The organism is Streptomyces sp. NPDC052040 (genome assembly GCF_044548405.1).
Classification (GTDB): domain Bacteria; phylum Actinomycetota; class Actinomycetes; order Streptomycetales; family Streptomycetaceae; genus Streptomyces.
The window spans coordinates 15,653-34,220 of the sequence record NZ_JBIUBV010000018.1 but is presented as its reverse complement, the minus strand read 5'-3'; the positions used below and the strand labels follow the sequence as shown (position 1 = coordinate 34,220).

Below are 18,568 nucleotides of genomic sequence, written 5' to 3'. Positions count from 1 at the left end.
CGCAGGCCATCCGGCACGACTCTGTGGATCAACTCCGCGGTGTGAAGTGAATGGTGAAGCATGAAGACAGTCAGGGAGCAGCGGTGGCCGCGTCCGTTCTGGTCGTAGACGATCAAGCTCTGATCCGGGCGAGCCTGTGCCTGCTGGTGAACTCCACCGGAGAATTCGAAGTGGTGGCCGAGGCACGCGACGGTGCCGAGGCCGTGGCTCAGGCCCGAACCCACCGTCCCGACGTGGTCCTGATGGATGTCCGCATGCCATGCGTCGATGGGGTGGTGGCGACTGAGCAGCTGTTGCGGTTCACACACCCGCCCAAGGTGCTGATGCTCACCGGTGTCGATGTGGACGACCGCGTGCTGGACGCCCTGGAGGTCGGAGCCTCCGGGTTCCTGCTCAAGGACTTGTGTCCCCGGCAGTTGACGGCCGCGTTGCGGGCAGTGCTCGTTGGAGGACGTGTCCTGTCGCCGCAGGTGCTGGACAGCCTCATACACCGTGCGTCGGCCCCTGAACGGGCGCACGGCACATGCCTCCAGGAGCGGCTGGGGAGGCTCAGCAGCAGCGAGCGACGGGTGCTGGAGCTCATCGGTGGCGGCCTGACGAATGCCCAGATCGCCCAGCATCTCTATCTGTCTCCGTCCAGCGTGAAGACCTATGTCTCACGCGTCCTGGACAAGCTCGCCCTGAAGAACCGGACCCAGGCGGCCATCCTGGCCTACGATGCCGGGCTGGCTGACAGCGGCCGGTAGAGCCGTCCCACTTCGTTGCCCGGGGCTGGCCGGAGCCTTTGTTCTGGCCTCCACGCCTACCGCCGCGGCTGAAGTCGGGGTGGCGGCGGGCCGACCACTGCCGCACCCCTTCGACAGCTGCCTCACCGGCACCGGACCCACACTCGCCAGCCGGCCGACGACCACCCCCGAGAGCTCAGTGGTCATCCCGGTGAACCGTGTCGGTTCAGACGTCAGCTGGAGCGCTGATCAGCTGCCGGAGGTGGTGAATGAGGTCCGGGTCGTCGAGACGGGAGTCGGTGACCCGGTCGCGCACATCGATGAGGAGCCATTCCACCAGCTCCGCGGTGGCGTGGTACTCACTGTAGAACCCCAGGCTCAGGTCGGAGATCTCGTACTCGAACAGCACGTCGGCCATCAGGTCCGCCAGGTGCGCGTCGGCGGCCGGGGTGCGGGTGGCGGTCCATCTGTCCAGCCAGGGGCGCAGGCTGTCGGTGGCGACGGTGACGAGGGCAAGGGCGTCCCTGATGGACACCGGGCTGGGATGGGTGTGCAGGGTGGCATGCCACCATGCGGTCCAGACGTTGCGAAGAGCGTCGGCCAGGGGGGCGTCCCAGGTACTCCAGCCCGCCTCGACCAGGCGGCTGGCGATCAGCTCCTCGGAGACGTGGAACTCACCTGCGACGAGGGGGCGGATGATGCGCGGGACGAGACGGCGGTAGAGACGCGGGAAGTCGTCCCAGTGGCTGGGCACCTCTCCGGCGGCCGCGGACACCATGTCGTCGGGTATGAGATGCAGCGGCCCGGAGAGTTCGGCGAGTCCCTCCTCGCCGTAGCAGTACGTGCAACCGCCGACGGGGAACGGCTCTTCGGAGGCGAAGGCGCGGTCCAGTGCATCGAGGGCTGTCATGAGGTGCTGATGGTCTGACATGGTGCCCCACTGGGGACTCCGTCCGGGTGACCGGCGAAGGCCGCAGGCTATCGGGGTGTGCCGGAGCTGAGGCTGCGTACCGAGCAGCCGGGGGCGACAGGTTCGGTTCAGCGGTTTCCGATGACACCTACCAGGCCAAGGGCGCCGCGGCGTACTGCTGGCGGCCGTCTGTCTGGTGGGGTACGCCGTCCACAAGTACACGTCCCGTCAGGGCACGGTCGGTAGGCGCGACGTCCTGGGCGCCGTCGTCGCCGCTCGCCTCGGCGCTGACCGCGGTGGGGCCCCTCGTCATTGGGGCCCGCACACCGCACGGGGAAGCCGGCCCCCTGGAGACTTTGCTGCGCCGGGCCGGTCAAATGGCGAGCCGACAGCCTTGGGGCTCTGCTCTCACGGCGCATCCATTGCTGTCGGATGGCCGCAGGGCAGGGCAGGGTTCGATCTGGCGCACGCCACGGATGTCACGGAGTCAGCTGGCTGATGCTCGGTCATCGCGCTGTGCCAACCATGGCAGCCGAGCCAGACGCAGGTGAGGCCGACAGCCGTCACCAGACTTGTAGCGATCCAGTTGGTCATGACCGCGCCTCCTCTCGATGAGCGTCGAACTGGCCGAAGAATGCAGCAGGGTGGTCAACATGTGCCGGTGCCCGTGAGCGGCGCCGGTTTCGTCGTCACCGGTTGTCGAGCCAACGCCCGTGGTCCGGTGGCCCAAGGCCCCGACGGGCCACGGGCACAGACCCGCGGACCGTCGTCCCGAGCAGAGCGAGAGGCCGTGTGCGAATGCCGGGGCCGTGGCAACGCCGAGTCGATGACTGCCTCCTTGGCCTGTGCCGACGCTAGCCTCTTTCTGCGGCACCGTCCCTGAGCAGGCCGGAGTCGAGGTAGGTCTGCCGTTGCGCGGCCAACTGATTCTCATCCACGGCTAGCCGGGGATCCCATTGGTACGAAGGGGTCCTGCGCAGCACCTCAAGCTTTTGGCCGGTCGCCTTGGCGAGAATCTTGAGGTTCTCCTCCGACGTCGCCCGGGAGCCCTGCAATTCGCCCGCAGCATCACGCAGTGCCGCCAGGAACCTGTCCGCGGCGGGCTTTCCGGCGAACCCGCCGCTGAAGATGACGCCGGTGGCCGAAGTGCCTCGGGGCGGAACCGCCAGTGGCTTGGCAGTGCCGCGCTGTTCCATGGCAGTGGTAAACGGAGCGGGCGCCAGCGCCGCGTCGACACCGCCATCGGCGAGGGCAGTGGCCATGTCGGGGATCGGCACGTTCACGACCTTGACGTCCTTCAGCGTGAGGCCCGCTTCGCGCAGGGTCGCTGCTAGTTGGTATCCGCCGGCCGCGCCGGAACCACCGGCAACCGCGATCTTCCGGCCTCGCAGGTCGCTGGTTGTCCTGACTGCCTTGGACTTGAGGAGCCGCTGAGCGACTTCCAGGGCGGTGGGCGAAGGCTTGGCTCCAGTGGCAGATCCCATGGAGGCGACAACCTTCACGTTGAGTCCCTGAGCCAGCCCGTTGAACAGCCCGGCAGAGAAACCAGCGACGACCGCGTCCACTTTTCCGCTGCCGGCCAGTGGCACCGCTTCCTGCCCAGCCTGCACCTTCCGCAACTCGACATCGAGCCCTCGGTCCTTGAAATATCCCTTGTCCTGAGCCACATACAGCGGTGCGAAGAGCGTCGACGGCACGTGAGCGACCTTCACGGTGGTGGTCTGGGAGGCGTACCTACTGGAGTCCTTCGCGAGGTTCCCTCCCTCACAGGCTCCTGTGAGGATCGCGAGCACTGGCAGCAGCACGACGACGGCGAGCGGACGAAGACGCACGAAAACATTCCCTTCGACAATGTTGGGAGGCAGTTCACACAAGGGTGTTCCTGGTGGCGTCCAGCCCCGCTGGACGCAGACACGCAGGGGAATCCGCTATGTCTTCCACAGCGGTGGCCGGAGAGCCTGCCAGGGGAGCGCCCACCGTTCGCCGAGAGCGATGACCGCGGACAACGCTGCGCCCAGCAGAGCGACGCTCAGGAGACCCACGTACATCCTGTCGGGCTGGAAGAGAGTCCAGGAGTTCCAGATGAGGAAGCCCAGGCCGCTCTCGGACGCGACGAACTCCACAGCAACGTCGACCACGACGCTGAGGCCGATGGCTGTCCGGAGCCCCGTAAGCATGGCCGGGGCGGCGCCGGGCAACAGCACGAACCACAGCAGCTTCGGCCCTGACGCTCCATAGGACCGCGCGGTCTCCAACACACGTGAGTCGATCTGGGCCACGCCGGCGTGGGTGTTGATCTGCATCACGAAGAAGACGGTGACTGCGACGGAGAGAACCTTGGGCGTCTCGGTCAGCCCGAAGACGAGCAGCAGGAGAGGCAATGTCGCGATCTTGGGCACGCAGTACAGCGCGGCAAACAGCGGCCCGAAGGCGGCGCGTACGAGACGCGACGCCCCCATCGCGAAACCGGCCAGCGTTCCGGCCGATGCACCCAGCGCATAGCCAGGTAGCAGTCGTCGCAGCGTTGCCCCGTAGTGTCGAACGAGTTCACCGTCACGAATCATGCCGAACATGCACGTGGCGACGTGCGAGGGCGGGGGAAACAGCAGTGCGTCGACCGCCGCGGTGCGAGACGCTGCCTCCCAACCCGTCAGCAGCACCGCGGGTACGGCGAGCCCGAGTGCCATGGTGCGTGCCATCTCACGCTGCCTCATGGCGACGGCAGCGCGGATGGCCTGTTCCCGGGCGCTCACCACTCTCCTTCAGGGGCTACGTGTGGCACATACGGTTCGGCCGAGGTGGCTTGGGAAACTCTGAGAGCTTCACGCAGGAGGACGCGCATCCGCGCGAAACCAGGAGTGTCCTGGAGGCCTGGCGTGCGCGGGCGAGGAAAAGGTACTGAGAATTCTTCGGTGATTCTGCCGGGGCGACCGGACATGACCAGGACCCGGTCACCGAGCAGGAGTGCTTCGTCGATCGAGTGGGTTACAAGGACCACGGTTTTATATTCCTGCTCCCACAGGTCCAACAGATGTTCATGCATCTCCAGCCGAGTCAGGGGATCCAAGGCTCCCAGGGGTTCGTCCATGAAAAGCAGAGGGCTGCCGATGGCGAACGCGCGGGCGAGCGCCAGCCGCTGCCGCATCCCACCGGAGAGCTGGTGGGGATAGGAATCGGCGAAGTCCGTCAAGCCCACCCGTGCCAGCCAACGGTCAGCTACACCGTTGGACAGGCGTCGTCCCACGCCTGCCATACGCAGGCCGAACGCCGCGTTGGAACGGACGGTGAGCCAGGGTAGAACGCCGAAGTCCTGGAATACGAATGCCGCCGGTGGAAACACCGAGAGATCCCGCCGCAGATGCATGTTGCCTGCCGATGGCACATCGAGGCCCCCGAGGATACGCAGAAGTGTGGACTTTCCGCATCCGGAAGGACCGATGATGCAAACAAATTCCCCCTCATCCACTGTGAGCGACACTTTGTCCAGTGCCTGTAGAACCGCCCCTTTCGAGGAGATGAAAAATCTGTCCACGCCCTGGGCCGACAGCAAGGGGCCGGGGGCTTCGGTGACCTGCTTGTTCACGTAGGGAAGCTACTGGGGCACTGCCTTCCGGGGCAGTCTCCAATGGAAGTCAGAGCATGGCCGATCGGCTACATCAAGGTGTCTCTTTAGGCCTGTGGGTCGCCTGTCTGAAGCTGGTTACGATGCTTGATCGGAGCAGTGAGAAACCCGGGAGAGGGCAGCATGCCCACGTCGACCGCAGACCGAAGGGGACGCCAGGCAAATGGTCCGTTGCAGCGAGAAGGCCCTCGAGGAGTGTGACGTCGTCGTGGTCGGTGGTGGCTCGGCAGGGGTGGCCGCAGCCGTGGGGGCGGCGCAGGCCGGGGCCCGGACACGCCTGATCGAGAAGTACCCGTTTCTCGGCGGCGCAGCAACCGCCGCCTCCGTTTCCATCTACTGCGGATTTTTCGACCAGAATCGGCAGCGCGTGGTGGACGGCGTCGGGGGGCAAGTACTGCGGCGACTACGCGATCGACGGGTTTACCGAGAGGGCTCGTTCTCCTGGAGTGGCAATACATTCGTCCTGCTGGACGTGGAGACGACCAAGTCGGTACTTGACGACGAGATCGCCGCAGCAGGAGTGGACGTGCGCCTCCACAGCGTCGTCGTCGACTCTCGACAGAAGGACGGCCGGATAGGCGATATCGAGGTGAGCGACTCCGCCGGACGCCATCGCATCGCCGCTCGTGCCTTCGTGGACGCCAGCGGCGACGGGGTGCTGTGCGCTCTGTCCGGAGCCGCCGTCCGGGTGGCGCCCCTCGCGCAGCGCCAGACCAGCACACTGGTGTCCCGGTTCGGCGGGGTCGCTCCCGACGCCGATCTCTCCCCTGGCGGCATGTGCGCAGCGGTCGCCGCCTACAACGCGACAGCCGACCAGCCCCTGAAGCGTGACCGAGGGGTCCTGGCCCGGCTCCCGGTGACCGCGGAGGTGATCGCCCTGGTCGTCGACGAACACGTCGATGCTCTCGACCCGGTCAAGCTGACAGGCGCGGAAATCAGCGGCCGTCGCCAGGCTCGGGCATATCTGGACGCCTTTCGTGCCACGCTGCCGGGGTGGCGGCATGCCTTTCTGCTCGGTACCGGGCCTCAACTGGGCATACGCGACAGCCGACGGCTGATCGGCCGCGAAGAGGTACGAGGCACGGATGTGCTCGGCGCCCGCAAGCGCCCCGACGATTCCATCGCCCGATGCGGCTGGCCCATGGAGATCCACGACGGGCCAGGCGTCACGCGCTACGAGCCCATTGAAGGCAAGGGGTGGTACGACATCCCTTATGGTGCGATCTGTTCAGCGGGTCTGGACAACCTGTGGGCCGCGGGCCGACTCGTCGGTTCCGACAACGACGCTTTTGCTTCCTTGCGGGTCATGGGCACGTCGTTCGCCACCGGCCATGCGGCAGGGGTGGCCGCGGCTCTCTACACGCGCGGTGTGGAGCACGACACTCGCGCGGTAAGAGCGGAGTTGCTACGCCAGGGAGCCATGGTGTGACGCAGGATCATTCGCTGATCCGCCGCCGCCCTGTGTCTGTGTCCGCTGCGCGGGGGCCGGCGGCCGGACCGCCTCTCGCGGCACGCCCGGAACAATCAACCGAAGAACTACGAGGGAGCGCGATTCAAAGGCTTTTGGAGGGCTGAACGTCAAGCGCAAGGGCACAACGCTTCCTCAAAGTGGCCGCGCTGGCCGATGAAATGTTTCCTGTGGGCGTTGTCGGCGGTTTGGACTTGTGTGTCGTGGCATACAATTCCGACTATGGCAAGTGTACTTGTAGTCGAAGACGAGCCGTCTGTGCGCTCGGCTATTATTCGGCATTTGGCAGAGGCGAATCACGTGGTGCGCACTGTCGGCACAGCGCTTGAGGCGCTGAGGGAAGTGTCCTCTCAATACTTGGACGTCATCATTCTCGACCTCGGCCTGCCTGATCTGGACGGAGCGCAAGCGCTGAAGTTGATGCGGGGAATAACGGACATACCTGTGATCATTGCTACGGCTCGGGATGACGAATGCGAGATCGTCCGCCTGCTCAATGCTGGGGCCGACGACTATCTGATCAAGCCCTTCTCTGTGCAGCAACTCCTTGCCCGTATGACCGCGGTCCTCCGCAGGACTCGTTCGGGCCCACCGGAAGGGAGTGCCGATGCCATGGCTCTCATCCGGGTGGGCGAGTTGTGCATCTATCCCTCGCGCAGAAGGGCGGAACTGGGCGGGCGCCTCCTCGAACTCAGTCGACGGGAGTTCGATCTGCTGGCCTTCCTGGCTCAGCGGCCGGGCGTTGTGGTGCCCCGACGCGTACTGCTGTCCGAAGTCTGGCAGCAGTCCTATGGCGACGACCAGACCCTCCACGTCCACATGTCCTGGTTGCGACGCAAGTTGGGGGAGACGGCGGCCTGTCCGCGCTACCTGCACACCGTCCGTGGAGTGGGTGTCAAGCTGGAGGATCCGGGCGCGTCGCAACATTCCTAGAGGTTGTCCTGCACCCCATGCGCGGTTGGTGCGTTCGCTGGGGACGGGTGGGGTGATCTCAGCAGATGATCCGAAGTGGTCGCACCGTTGTGCGGACTGTCGAAGGCGCAGTTCGCCATGGTGGTGGCGATCGGCCTGCCGTTGCCCGGCAGTCGCAACGACTGCCGGGCGTTCACGGAGTCCGGCGCCGACCGGACCTGCACGCTAGAGCGCGGTGTCCGTGCTGGTGGTAAGACTCAGACTGTAGGCGGCCACCGCGGCCTGTGTTCGGTTGTCCAACCCGAGTTTGGTGAGAATCCGAGAGACATAGGTCTTGACGCTCGTTCTGGCCAGGTGCAGTTCCTTGGCAATCTGATCGTTGGTCATTCCCGTCCCGATGAGCCGAAGCACATTGCGTTCACCTTCGCTGAGTGCTGCGATTCTGGTGCCGATCCTGGTGATAGGAATGGGTGCGCGACGCGTAGAATGGCGGACCAGGCTTCGCAGGACCTCCGATGTGAAGATTCTGGCTCCGGAGGCGACGACGGGCAACGCGGTACACAGCTCCCCGCACTGGACATCCTTGAGGAGGAAACCGCTGGCCCCAGCTTCGAGAGCCTCGCACACGTCGCTGGTTTCGGTCGAGTCGCTGAGAAGGATCACACCAGGAGGACGGGGCAGTCCAACCAGCCTTCGCGTCGTGCAGATGCCGTTGAGATTGGGCAATTCGAGATCCACCAGAGCGACGTCTGGCTCGTGCAGCTTCGCCCGGGCGATGGCCTCCGCACCGTCCGCAGCCTCGCCGACCACCACGAGGTCCTTCTGTGACTCGATCATCATCCGCAAGCCGGCACGGAATATTGCCTGGCCGCCTGCGATCAGCACTCGAATGGTCATACAGCAGACTCCATTTCGCCGGTGTTGCGGAAGGGCGAGAGCCACGTCGGCCGAGGGGCCACCAGTCGGGAGAGGGGCCACGGGCCGTGGCCGTGGTGGGAGGTCGGGCACGACAATTCTCCGGGTTCCGACTGGTGAGGAACCCGAAGAGCCGGCTGGCGCCGGCAGCCCGTTCTTCATCCATGACGACTCTCACAAGTACCCGCATGCGGCTCTCTCAGAAGGTGCGCTGCGGACGCGGCCACGATGACATCCGCAGAGAGGACAACGAGGGCCGTTGTTCCCTGGTCGGTCGAGTCGAGGTACACGCGTGCGCCGTGCGAGGAAGCCAGATAATTGACCACGTCCAATCCGGAGCGCTCGGACTGCACCCAGTCGGCGGGCAGTTCGCTTTGCAGGCGGATGTTGAGCGAGTCGAGTTGCCCTTGCGGAATCCCGATTCCGGAGTCGCTCACGCGGACGAGGACGTCACCGGTAGCCGTCTCCTCTGCGGAGAGCCGCACGGGTTGGTTCGGGTGTGAATATTTGACGGCATTCTCCACCAGCTCTGCCATCATATGGGTCATACCGTGAACCGCCGACGCCTCGATGCACACGCTGGGTATGTCCTCTTGCACAACGGCTCTGGCATAGTCCTCGACCTCTGCCGCAGCGGCACGCAGCACATCGACCAGCGGGGCGTCTCTCTCGTATCGGCGCCCCGCGTCCTCACCCGCCAGCACGAGCATGGTCTCGCCGTGCCGTCGCATGAGCGTGGCCAGATGGTCAAGCCGGAAGAGGTTCTTGAGCGCGGTGGGGTGCTGTTCCGTCATGTGCATGGAGGAGAGCAGATCGAGTTGCCGATGGACGAGGACCAGGACGCGCCTGGACATGGAGGCGAGCTTGGCACGGACCGCTGCACGCAGGACGGCCTGCTGGGCGATCTGGGCGATGGCCTCCTTCACGACCGCGTCGAAAGCTTGTGCCAAGTCGCCCACCTCGTCACATGCGCGGCCGTCGACGAGCTCCACGCTGAATTGCAGCCGTGATGGGTCGGATGACCGGGAGACCTTCTGGACAAAGGCGGCCAGCTCGTTCTGGGCCTTGAGTGCGGTTCGCCGCAGTCTGTGCATGCGGCGGATGAGCTGTCGGGTGGTCAGCACGGCAACGACTACCGAGGCAAGCAGAGCGATCGTGCCCAGGACAGTGTGTCGAACCAGATCCTGTTGCGCTTCTGCCCCCTTTGCAGAGGCGGATTCCAACGCCCGCTCGAGGACGTTGGCTTCTACCGCGTGCATGTGGTCCAGAACGCGCGAGCTGCACGCGAACCACCCTGCCGGTACAGGGCGTTGGGCCACGACGTCCTTGCCTCCGGGACCGACGAGACACGAGCCGTCCACCTCAAGTTCGGAAGCTGCCAGACCGAGAGAGGCAGAGGCCGTATGGAACTCCCGGCTCACGAGGCGGCGTACGCCCTCCTTCTCTGACAGGAAGGTTGTTTCATCGTCCGTGAAGTCGGATTCGACAGTGGGCGAGTTGATCAACGCACGCTGGGATGAGAGCGCGGAGGCACCTACGGCGAGAGCGTATGCAGCCCTCAAGGAGTCCGTATCACCTGCATCCTGTCCGGCAGAGATGATCACACTGCTGAGTGCGTCGATGATCTCGGTGTACGCGGAACTTGCGGGGAGTACGGAAGACCGCGTTGCGAAATCGCCCGCACGCGCCTTGGGAATACCCTTGAGAGCCTTCTCGGCCTGTCCCAGCCCACTGGTGGGGGCGGGGACCCCCGTGGTGCTGGCGACGGCTTTACGGAAGTCTCCTAGGGTGGCGTCCGTGATGCGGCGCCGTTCGGCGACATCGTCCGTGATCTGTCCCGACGCGACTGAGAAGGCGTCGCGTTCATTTTCCAGGTCGCGGGCCAGTGCTGTTGCCCTCATGTACAGAGCTGCGCGCTTTTCCTCGGCGAGCTTCGCGGAATGGAGCGCGAACGAGTTCTTCACCTGGGGGATGGCGAGGGCGAAGACAAGTGACACGGGCAAAGCCATGATCATTGCCACTTGGGTGCCCAGTCGCCGATGGCGCAGCGAGTAGGTGTTCATGGTTCCAAATATCGTGAAGAAATGGCCTCTTGGTGAGGATCACGTAGGTGGTGCGGCAAGGCGGCCAGCGAGATGTGAGGCCGGAGCCCGTGTGGAGCCCTCTTCAGAGGTGATGGACCTCTACGGGTGGCGAATGGTTTGACTTTCCGCGTGCATCCGGGCGGAGTGGTCATCGGGTGACGCCCGATGCGCGCACCCGGATGCACGGTCACGGCGTACTCGCCGGCCAGAGCCCCGCCGCAGAGCGAACTGGGATCCGGTTTCCGGGTGACATACTGCGTCTCCGGCTCGTAAAACCTTCAAGTAACTGGAATCCGTCTCCCGGGGGTGAACAAGGTTCTCCTAGTGTACGTACGCCAAGCAGAAGGGTTTCTTGGCCAAAGGAGGATGTGCACCGGCCGAAAGTTGATTTTCCGCACGGGGTTGGGTTGCAGCCGCGGTGGCTACCGGCGAGGCGGCCCTGTGTGATGCATTCGCCGATCACCTGAGGAGAGCCCATGGCTTGGGGCGTGCCCGTCCATGGGCAGGAGGCCGTGCTTCCAGCGGCCACCCGCCTGCTCGCCGCTGCGGCATCGCTCAGCACGATCCGCCCCGCCGCCGGATCATGCTGAGCCGTTGCCGGTCACCTCAAGAGTCACCCGGCGATCTACGCGGCCGGCCGAGCCGGCGAACCCATGTGGTCAGGGCACGAGCCCGGCAGATGCGTTGGTGCCGGTCTGCATGAGGCGGGGGTCAAGCAGTGCGGTGGGCACGGCGTAGGTGAGCGGGACCTTCGCGAAGACATCCTCGAAGTCCGGTAGTTCTGCGGTGATGCCGTCGGAGCTGGACCAGCCCAGTCCGTCCATCACAAGCTCTTTGTGGCGCTGGCCCTGGGCCCACGCGGCAAGGGTTCGCGGCTTTTTGTCCCAGTCAATTCTCACCCGCAGTTGTGCCCGGGTGTCGATGACTGTCGCACCGTCAGGGAACGTGAAGTTGTCGGAGCGCTCATGGCCCAGGCTCTGACCGAAGCCTTTGGTGGTCTCCCGCTTGTATGTGACCGTGGCGGATCCGGTCGCACCGGGGTGCGTGAGCCCCATCTGGGTACCGGTTGTGGCGCCTGCCGTGGCCGAAGGACCTGTGGTGAGGCTGCTGTTCTGGGTCACTGCACTGTTGGACCGCCGTGAGTACCCCATGCCTGCCGCCACCGGGATGATCCGGGATGGCTGCTCGGCCAGGGACAGCGAGACTCGTACCCGGCACCGGTAGTCCCACGTCATGGTGCTGCCCTCCAGCTGCGGCAGTACATGTTCTCCGGAACCGATGAAGCTTGCGCCGTGCTCCGAGAGTCGCTCGCCTCCCAATTCCTGTGAAAGGAGAGCATAGTTGCGCCTGGACTGCAGTGCTGTCGGCAGAGCGGCGTAGACCATCTCGTAAAGCGTCGGGACGATGCCGAGCCGCAGTACCTGACTGCCCGTCGGCAGCGGCTGATCCATGTTCTCCACGGCCTGCGCGGCCATGCGGCGCAGGGCAGCGTCCCGGGCTGTGTGACGGCTTCGGCGTAGTTCTTGCTGGTACGCGGTAAATAATGCCCCGCGGCCCTGAACGGCAGGTGCGGTCGCGTGGGGGAGTGCTGCGGGTCGGCGAACCGGCGCCCGGGAGCGTAGGGGCTGACGACCGGGCTGGTTTCTCCGTAGGGCGAGTGGTTGGCTTTCGGGCACCGCGTACCTCCTGGGGGCTGCCGACTGGTGCCGTCAGTCTGGTGGGTCCACCTCCGAAGGGGGGTAGGCCGAAAGTCCCGTCCTCGAGCCGAATTCGTACTGCCGCAGTGGCATCTCGCTGCCGTGCGTCTCGGGATCACAGAGTGCTACGGCCTCCACGAGTCTCGCCCTCAACCCACGGCACGTATGCCCGGAAAGCGATCGCGGACTACGAGCAGCGTCTCTTTCGCCAGGGGGAGCGTAGACCCTGGTGAACAGAGATCGGCAGACTTCACGTTGTCCGAGCTTACGACGACCCCTGGGTACCAGGACGACGAGAGGGCAGTGAGGAGATTGCGTCCCGGACTTCTGCGTGGCGTGGCCGTGGCCCGGCAGCGCTTCATGTCTGTTTAGGCTTTGTCCATCTTCTCAACACCTGAGGCTCCCGACAATGTCTTTTATGTGGGTATGCTCCTGACTAAAGTCGGAGAGAGCAGTCCAAGCGGTGTGGTATGCCGTGGTTTTCACCGATCAGGGGGTGGTCCAGTCGGCGTCTGCGTCCAGGTGGGCACGGTAGGCCAGGCGCGCTGCTTGGACACGGCTTGCAGCGCCGAGTTTGGTGAGGACATTGCTGACGTGCCCTTTGACCGTGCCTTCGGTCGTCCCGATTTCGCTTGCGATCGCACCGTTGGACAGGCCACGAGCGAGCAGGCGCAAGATATGGCGTTCGCGCTTGCTCAGCGTCTCAAGGCGCTCGTGTTCGCTGTCGGTGAGCCGGGATGCGGGCTGCGCCAATGTGTCGAGGAGGCGCTTGGTGACGGCGGGGCCGAGCACCGCCTTCCCGCCATGGACGGTACGGATGGCATGCAGCAGATCGGCGGGATCGGTGTCCTTGAGGAGAAAGCCCACGGCGCCTGCGGTCAGCGCGTCGTGGACCTGGACGTCCTCGTGGAAGGCGGTCAGGATGATGACACGAGGCGGGTTCGGCAAGGTCAGCAAGCAGCGAGTGGCTGTGAGGCCGTCCATCTCCGGCATGACCAGATCGATGAGAGCGATGTCCGGACTCTCGCGCGCCGCGTGATCGACGGCGGCACGGCCGTTTGGGGCTTCGGCTGACACGTGAATGTCGTCGCTCGATTCGATGATCGCGGCAAGGCCGCGGCGGGTGATCTCGTTGTCGTCGGCGAGCAGGACGTTGATCATCGTGGAGTCCCCTTCAGGTAAGTGTGAGGTATCTAGTCTAGATTGTCCCTGCTGCCCGACAGATGGTGGACCGCGGCTCAGGGAACCCGATCGGCCGGGCTGCTCGGGAGCCTCGGCGGCCACTTCCGTTATGAGGGGATGCACGCACGGCAGAGTTCGGCGTATGGATGAGTGAGTTGCCCGATGACAGCGACCAGCAGCAATCAATACCTGGTTGTTTCAGCAAGCAACTGCGAGGCATCGGTGATATGGCCTGGGCGGCAGTGCACTGTGCAGTTCATGCCGGGGCGGCCTTCCTCGGGTCACTCGTGTCACCACCTTGTTCACACAGTCCCTATAGTGAGAACTCGACCTGCGGGAATTGGCAGGCTTCTCAGTCACGATGGCTGGCAGAGCGTAATCCAGCGGCACCGTGCCCAAGGAGGAGTAGTGATCAGCGTCCTTCTCGTCGACGACGATGCCGCAGTGCGACAACACCTGCGGACCATCATCGAGTCCAGCGGCGACATGACGGTTGTCGCAGAGGCTTGGGACGGTCGGGCCGCTGTCGACCAGACTCGTCGCCTGATACCCGATCTCGTCGTCATGGACGTCCGGATGCCGGGGATGAACGGCATTGCTGCCACCGTCGCGCTCCAGCAACTGGCCACCCCCGTGCCAGTCGTGATCCTCACTACCTTCAGTCATGACGTCTACGTGCAACAAGCCCTGAACGCGGGAGCGGTGGGCTTCCTCCTCAAGGACGCTCCGGCAGACGACTTCCTGCGCGCCCTGCGCGATGTCCATCGCGGCCACGCGGCCCTCGATCCCGCAGTCACAGGTCACTTCATCCGGGCGGCCACGCGGCGGCAACCCTGTTCGCAGCCCGATGTGGAAGAGGCGGAGCTGGTCACATCCTTGACGGCCCGCCAGCGCGACGTTCTGCACTTGGTCGCCCGTGGACTGTCCAACGCGTCCATCGGTGTCGAACTGCACATGGCCGAAGGGACCGTCAAGGGACATGTCGCCCAGATCCTCGCCAAACTCGGTGCGGCCAACCGTGTCGAAGCGGCCCGTTTCGCGTATCGCACCGGCCTGGACCCTCTTGATCCTTGACCTTCAGGGGCCTTGGGCTGCTGGCCGGGCCGCCTGAAGTGACACGGTCGACGGATCCTTGGCGGTGGTGCCACCCGGGAGCACTACCGGACGAACCTCACATGCACAGTTCGCTCCGCCGTCCGGCTGAGCACTCGCGACGCGTGCCGGATCATCCAGCGTCTGCGGCCGCTTCTGCCGCCGGTCGCCCCAGCCCTGGCCGTCCGCCCACACAGCCGCGACACGAGCCGGTCCGACACGCGAGCACTTACTGCCGCGAACCCTGACCAAGCCTTCGGACCTGCTTCTCCGGGTCTCTCCGCGAGGCCGGGCGGGCGCAGCCAGCAGTGATGCCTCTGGCTGCGTCTCACCTTGTGGATGATCATACTTACGTGGCACGTATGGCTTATTTTGGTAGCGTGTTGACGGAAATGCGTCCTGCGTGGTCGCCTCGACGTATTGATGCCGTAGTTACGGTTGGCGTTGTCGCGCTGGAGGGTGCCTACTGCTGGATCAATCCTTCGAACGGGCTGCTCACAGGGCTGCCGCTTTCTGAGGACATGGCGGCTTCGGTGGCCGTAGGGGCGCTGGTGCGGTGGCGTCGACGTCACCCCCGAGGGATCGCGGTGGCGATCATGATCGGGCACCTGGTCGCGTTCACACCCGTGGCGCTCGCCGTTGCCATGCACGCTGTGGGTACGGCGAACCGCCGCCGAGGTGATCTGTTCACCTTCGGGGTCGCAGGGTGCATCACGGTCTGGCCCGCGCTCTACCTGGGGCTTTCACAGGTGGAGATCCGGGAAGTGACATATTCGCTGGCATTCGTCATCGGGCCACTGGCTGCCGGCTACGCCATCGCTGTTCGTCGTGACCTGGCGGCGTCGGTGGCCGCCCGGCTGACTCAACTTGAGCGTGAGCGACTGCTGTTGGCCGATCGGGCCAGGGCCGAGGAGCGTGCGGCGATCGCCAGGGAAATGCACGACGTGGTGGGCCACCGGGTGAGCAACATCGTGCTGTCCGCAGGCGCACTGGAAGTGGGTGAGGCAGCCGGAATTCCGGCGGTAGCGCGGGCAGCCGAGTGCATCCGCACCGAGGGCCGGCTCGCCTTGGAGGAACTTCGCGAAGTGCTGGGCGTGCTGACCTCGCGACATGCCGGCGCTTCCGCCCCGCTGGCACCGCAATCCGACGCCTCCCGCCTCTCCGACCTGGTTGAGCGGGCCCGTTGGGTCGGTCGCCAAGCCGAGCTGCACGTCGACGGCTTTCCCGAGATGCTGCCTGCGCCACTACAGCGGGCTCTGTATCGCATCGTCCAGGAGTCGCTGACCAACGCGGCCAAGCATGCGCCCGAAGCGCCGGTGCATATCGACGTGGACTGCCGCGCGGATGGCGTGCATGTGCGAGTCTGCAACCCCCTACCGATCGAGCCTCTTGCGACGTCCCTGCCCAGCGGCGGAAACGGCCTGGTCGGCCTCGCCGAGCGGGTCGCTCTGCTGGGCGGCACCTTCCAGGTCGACACCGACGACGGAGTCTTCACCGTAACCGCTGTCCTTCCTCATCACACCCTTGGTCAGAGGCAGCCGGACGGCGCGCCGCACCCTTGCCGGAAGCCTGCCGAGAGGTGATCTGTTGTCGACCCGCGACCGTCGGGGCCTGCCCTTGCGGCCCGTCCCGTTTCAGCGTTCCAGACCGGCGCGATAGGCGAGCCGGGCCGCCTGCACGCGGTTGTCGACGCCGAGTTTGGCGAGCAGGCGGCTGACCTGGCCTTTCACGGTGCCTTCGGTGATGTGCAGCGCCTTGCCGATGTCAACGTTGGACAGGCCGCGTCCCACCAGGCGCAGGACTTCGAGCTCGCGTTCGGTCAGTGTGGCGAGGGCGGCCTGTTCGCGGACGTCGAGCTGGGGGGCCTGCTGGGCGAGGGTGTCCAGAACACGGCCGGTGACGGCAGGGTCGAGGGTCGCCTTGCCGGTGGCGACGTCGCGTACCGCGCGCACCAGTTCCTCGGGCGGGGTGTCCTTGAGGAGGAAGCCGCTGGCGCCGGCGCGCACAGCCTCGTCCACATACTCGTCCTCCCCGAAGGTAGTCAGGATGACCACGCGCGGCGGGTGTGGCAGTGCCCGCAGCTCCCGGGTGGCCTTGAGCCCGTCCATCCCCGGCATACGGATGTCCACCAGCGCGACATCGGGAGTGAAACGGCGCGCGGCCGCCAGCGCACTGTGTCCGTCCCAGGCTTGGGCGACCACATGCAGCTCAGGGCTGGACTCGAGCACATCGCTCAGTCCGCGGCGTACGATCTCGCTGTCGTCCACCACCAGGACCTGGACCACCATCAGGCACCGCCGCCCTCGTGCTCGGGGCGTCGGGACATCCGCACCGGACACGGTCCCAATGTCATGATCTGATCGCGCCGTGTGCCGTGGGCCAAGCTGGTGCGCTGCATCGCCCCTCCTCCGCTCCGGTCGCCGGAAGGCTTGCCCAGCCGCTACTGGCAGTGAGTGCGGCCCTAACGACGCTACGCGGCGTGGACGCGGTGCGCCCCTCGGTGCTGGCCCGCTCGAGGCACGCGGAGCTCCGGAGCAGGTGTTGGTGCTCGACCGACCCGGTCAACACCTGCCTCCGCCTGACCTCGGGGCCGGGCCGCGATACCGGGATCGATCGCACCATCACCTCGCCCCACACCGCGTCCTGCCGGGGTGCCAGGTGCCAGGTGCCCGATGGCCCGGCCCCGACACCTGCGCGCGCCCTCGGCGGGACAGACGGGCGCTGCTGCCCCCACCGGCCGCCCGCGCCGCTGGTGGGGGGTGGGGGGGGCTCGGCGGCCCGGCGCACCCCACCGGCGAGTGAGCCTCTCACGACGGCAGGGGGAGGAAGGCTGACACCCGGAAGCTGTCTCCGTGCGGCCCCGCAGTGAGTGTGCCGCCCAGCAACTCGACGCGTTCTGTCAATCCGGCGAGGCCGTAGCCGCCGCTGGGTGGCAGTTCGAGTCCGGCCTCCCGGTCTGAAGGCCCGTTGGTGGCGCTCACATGGACACCCTCCAGGCGACAGTCCACGTTCAGATCCACAGCCGCGCCGGGCGCGTGTTTGGCGGCGTTGGTCAGAGCTTCCTGCACGATGCGGTAGATCGCCCGCTGCACGGCCGGGGGCAGGGCCTCCGGGTGCCCGTTCACCTCCAGACGCGCACTCTGACCGCGCCCCCGGGCCTGCTCGACGAGCGAGGCCAGCTGGGACGCGTCCGGCTGCGGGAAGTACGGAGCTCGCACGGCCGCGCGCCCAGGGGTCAGTACGCCCAGGATCTCCCGCAGCTCCTCCAGCGCATGGTGGCCGTCCTCGCGGATCTGTTCCGCTGCCTTGGCGACCTGCGGCGCCTCGCGTGCCACAGGGCTGACCTTCAGTGCTCCGGCACTGAGCACGATGTTGCCCACCCGATGGGCCACCACGTCGTGCATCTCCCGGGCGATGCGAGCGCGCTCCTCGGCCTGAGCGTGCTGCGTCAGCAGGTGCTGTTCGCGCTCCAGGCCCTCGGCCTTGGCCTTGGCCTCGGTGGCCAGGTCGTGCCTGACGCCTACGCCGTAGCCGACCACCAGCATTCCCATGATCAAAGCCAGGACGTAGAAACTGTCCCGCAGACCGGATGCGGGTGAGGAACCCGCCACCAGACCGGCCAGGTCGGCAACGAAGGCGCCCGCCGCGAACACCACCAGCGTGCGGACCCGTCGGTAAGCGGTTCCCACGGTGTACATGGCCACGGACAGGGACAGGGGAGTGAAGGCGACCACGTAGCCGACCATGATCGCCACGGCCACCGCGCCGGGCCAGCGCCGACGCCACCACAGCAAGGCGGCCACCCCTGCCGAGACGGTCGCGAGGATGGGGGTGGGGGCGGTCTCGAGCAGTCCATTGGGGCCCTTGACCCAGCTGACCGCCGCGGACAGCGCCATCGCAGCCCCGGCCACTGCCGCATCGGTTGCCCGGGGCGACCAGCGGGGACGCCCTTCGCCTACCA

16 protein-coding genes and 1 pseudogene are annotated in these 18,568 nt (G+C 66.0%); 6 read left to right on the top strand and 11 right to left on the bottom strand.

The annotated features are described in order from the left end of the window. The first annotated feature begins 50 nt into the window (after positions 1-50). On the top strand, positions 51-746 hold the full coding sequence (locus ACIHAA_RS27450) for a response regulator (protein ID WP_399821708.1): 696 nt from the start codon (positions 51-53) through the stop codon (positions 744-746). A 205-nt stretch (positions 747-951) separates the two neighbouring features. On the opposite strand, the gene ACIHAA_RS27445 is transcribed toward ACIHAA_RS27450, so the two are convergent. The 5 genes from ACIHAA_RS27445 to ACIHAA_RS27425 all read right to left on the bottom strand — a co-directional run bounded on the left by ACIHAA_RS27445 (position 952) and on the right by ACIHAA_RS27425 (position 5,218). After that, the gene (locus ACIHAA_RS27445; RefSeq protein WP_399821706.1) at positions 952-1,656 is read right to left on the bottom strand and encodes a hypothetical protein; all 705 of its coding nucleotides are present in this window, start codon (positions 1,654-1,656) and stop codon (positions 952-954) included. Between the two features lie 387 nt (positions 1,657-2,043). Then, entirely contained in the window at positions 2,044-2,229 is a 186-nt protein-coding gene (locus ACIHAA_RS27440) for a hypothetical protein (protein ID WP_399821704.1), read from the bottom strand. 260 nt (positions 2,230-2,489) lie between these two features. Further along, positions 2,490-3,467 (bottom strand): ABC transporter substrate-binding protein, encoded by a 978-nt coding sequence (locus ACIHAA_RS27435; RefSeq protein ID WP_399821702.1) that lies wholly within the window; start codon positions 3,465-3,467, stop codon positions 2,490-2,492. Between the two features lie 96 nt (positions 3,468-3,563). Continuing rightward, positions 3,564-4,388, bottom strand: a complete 825-nt coding sequence (locus ACIHAA_RS27430) for an ABC transporter permease (RefSeq protein ID WP_399821700.1) — start codon at positions 4,386-4,388, stop codon at positions 3,564-3,566. Beyond that, positions 4,385-5,218, bottom strand: a complete 834-nt coding sequence (locus ACIHAA_RS27425) for an ABC transporter ATP-binding protein (protein ID WP_399821697.1) — start codon at positions 5,216-5,218, stop codon at positions 4,385-4,387. The genes ACIHAA_RS27430 and ACIHAA_RS27425 overlap by 4 nt, the downstream gene beginning before the upstream one ends. A gap of 202 nt (positions 5,219-5,420) precedes the next feature. Between ACIHAA_RS27425 and ACIHAA_RS27420 the strand changes: the two genes are divergently transcribed. From ACIHAA_RS27420 to ACIHAA_RS27410, 3 genes and pseudogenes are all read left to right on the top strand, one after another. After that, positions 5,421-6,686 (top strand): FAD-dependent oxidoreductase, encoded by a 1,266-nt coding sequence (locus ACIHAA_RS27420; RefSeq protein WP_399821695.1) that lies wholly within the window; start codon positions 5,421-5,423, stop codon positions 6,684-6,686. Between the two features lie 261 nt (positions 6,687-6,947). Continuing rightward, positions 6,948-7,658: a response regulator transcription factor gene (locus ACIHAA_RS27415; protein ID WP_399821693.1), complete on the top strand. Its 711-nt coding sequence runs from the start codon at positions 6,948-6,950 to the stop codon at positions 7,656-7,658. A 105-nt stretch (positions 7,659-7,763) separates the two neighbouring features. Beyond that, positions 7,764-7,919, top strand: a pseudogene (locus ACIHAA_RS27410) (IS5/IS1182 family transposase); the annotation flags it as partial. Here ACIHAA_RS27410 and ACIHAA_RS27405 read toward each other — a convergent pair. From ACIHAA_RS27405 to ACIHAA_RS27390, 4 genes are all read right to left on the bottom strand, one after another. Beyond that, positions 7,863-8,534 (bottom strand): response regulator, encoded by a 672-nt coding sequence (locus ACIHAA_RS27405; RefSeq protein WP_399821691.1) that lies wholly within the window; start codon positions 8,532-8,534, stop codon positions 7,863-7,865. The pseudogene ACIHAA_RS27410 and the gene ACIHAA_RS27405 sit on opposite strands and share 57 nt — an antisense overlap. A 176-nt stretch (positions 8,535-8,710) precedes the next feature. Then, a complete protein-coding gene (locus ACIHAA_RS27400) occupies positions 8,711-10,615 on the bottom strand; it encodes a nitrate- and nitrite sensing domain-containing protein (RefSeq protein WP_399821688.1) in 1,905 nt (634 codons plus the stop codon). 680 nt (positions 10,616-11,295) lie between these two features. Beyond that, positions 11,296-12,111 carry a hypothetical protein gene (locus ACIHAA_RS27395; RefSeq protein ID WP_399821686.1) on the bottom strand — a complete coding sequence of 272 codons (816 nt, stop codon included), beginning with the start codon at positions 12,109-12,111 and terminating at the stop codon, positions 11,296-11,298. Positions 12,112-12,822: 711 nt separating this feature from the next. Beyond that, positions 12,823-13,494: a response regulator gene (locus ACIHAA_RS27390; RefSeq protein WP_399821684.1), complete on the bottom strand. Its 672-nt coding sequence runs from the start codon at positions 13,492-13,494 to the stop codon at positions 12,823-12,825. Positions 13,495-13,923: 429 nt separating this feature from the next. Between ACIHAA_RS27390 and ACIHAA_RS27385 the strand changes: the two genes are divergently transcribed. Both ACIHAA_RS27385 and ACIHAA_RS27380 read left to right on the top strand, forming a co-directional pair. Further along, the gene (locus ACIHAA_RS27385) at positions 13,924-14,589 is read left to right on the top strand and encodes a response regulator (RefSeq protein ID WP_399821682.1); all 666 of its coding nucleotides are present in this window, start codon (positions 13,924-13,926) and stop codon (positions 14,587-14,589) included. A gap of 380 nt (positions 14,590-14,969) precedes the next feature. After that, the gene (locus ACIHAA_RS27380) at positions 14,970-16,190 is read left to right on the top strand and encodes a sensor histidine kinase (protein ID WP_399821841.1); all 1,221 of its coding nucleotides are present in this window, start codon (positions 14,970-14,972) and stop codon (positions 16,188-16,190) included. Positions 16,191-16,241: 51 nt separating this feature from the next. Here ACIHAA_RS27380 and ACIHAA_RS27375 read toward each other — a convergent pair whose 3' ends face one another. Then, a complete protein-coding gene (locus tag ACIHAA_RS27375) occupies positions 16,242-16,895 on the bottom strand; it encodes a response regulator (RefSeq protein ID WP_399821680.1) in 654 nt (217 codons plus the stop codon). Positions 16,896-17,414: 519 nt separating this feature from the next. Further along, the gene (locus ACIHAA_RS27370) at positions 17,415-18,518 is read right to left on the bottom strand and encodes a sensor histidine kinase (RefSeq protein WP_399821678.1); all 1,104 of its coding nucleotides are present in this window, start codon (positions 18,516-18,518) and stop codon (positions 17,415-17,417) included. Positions 18,519-18,568: the final 50 nt, after the last annotated feature.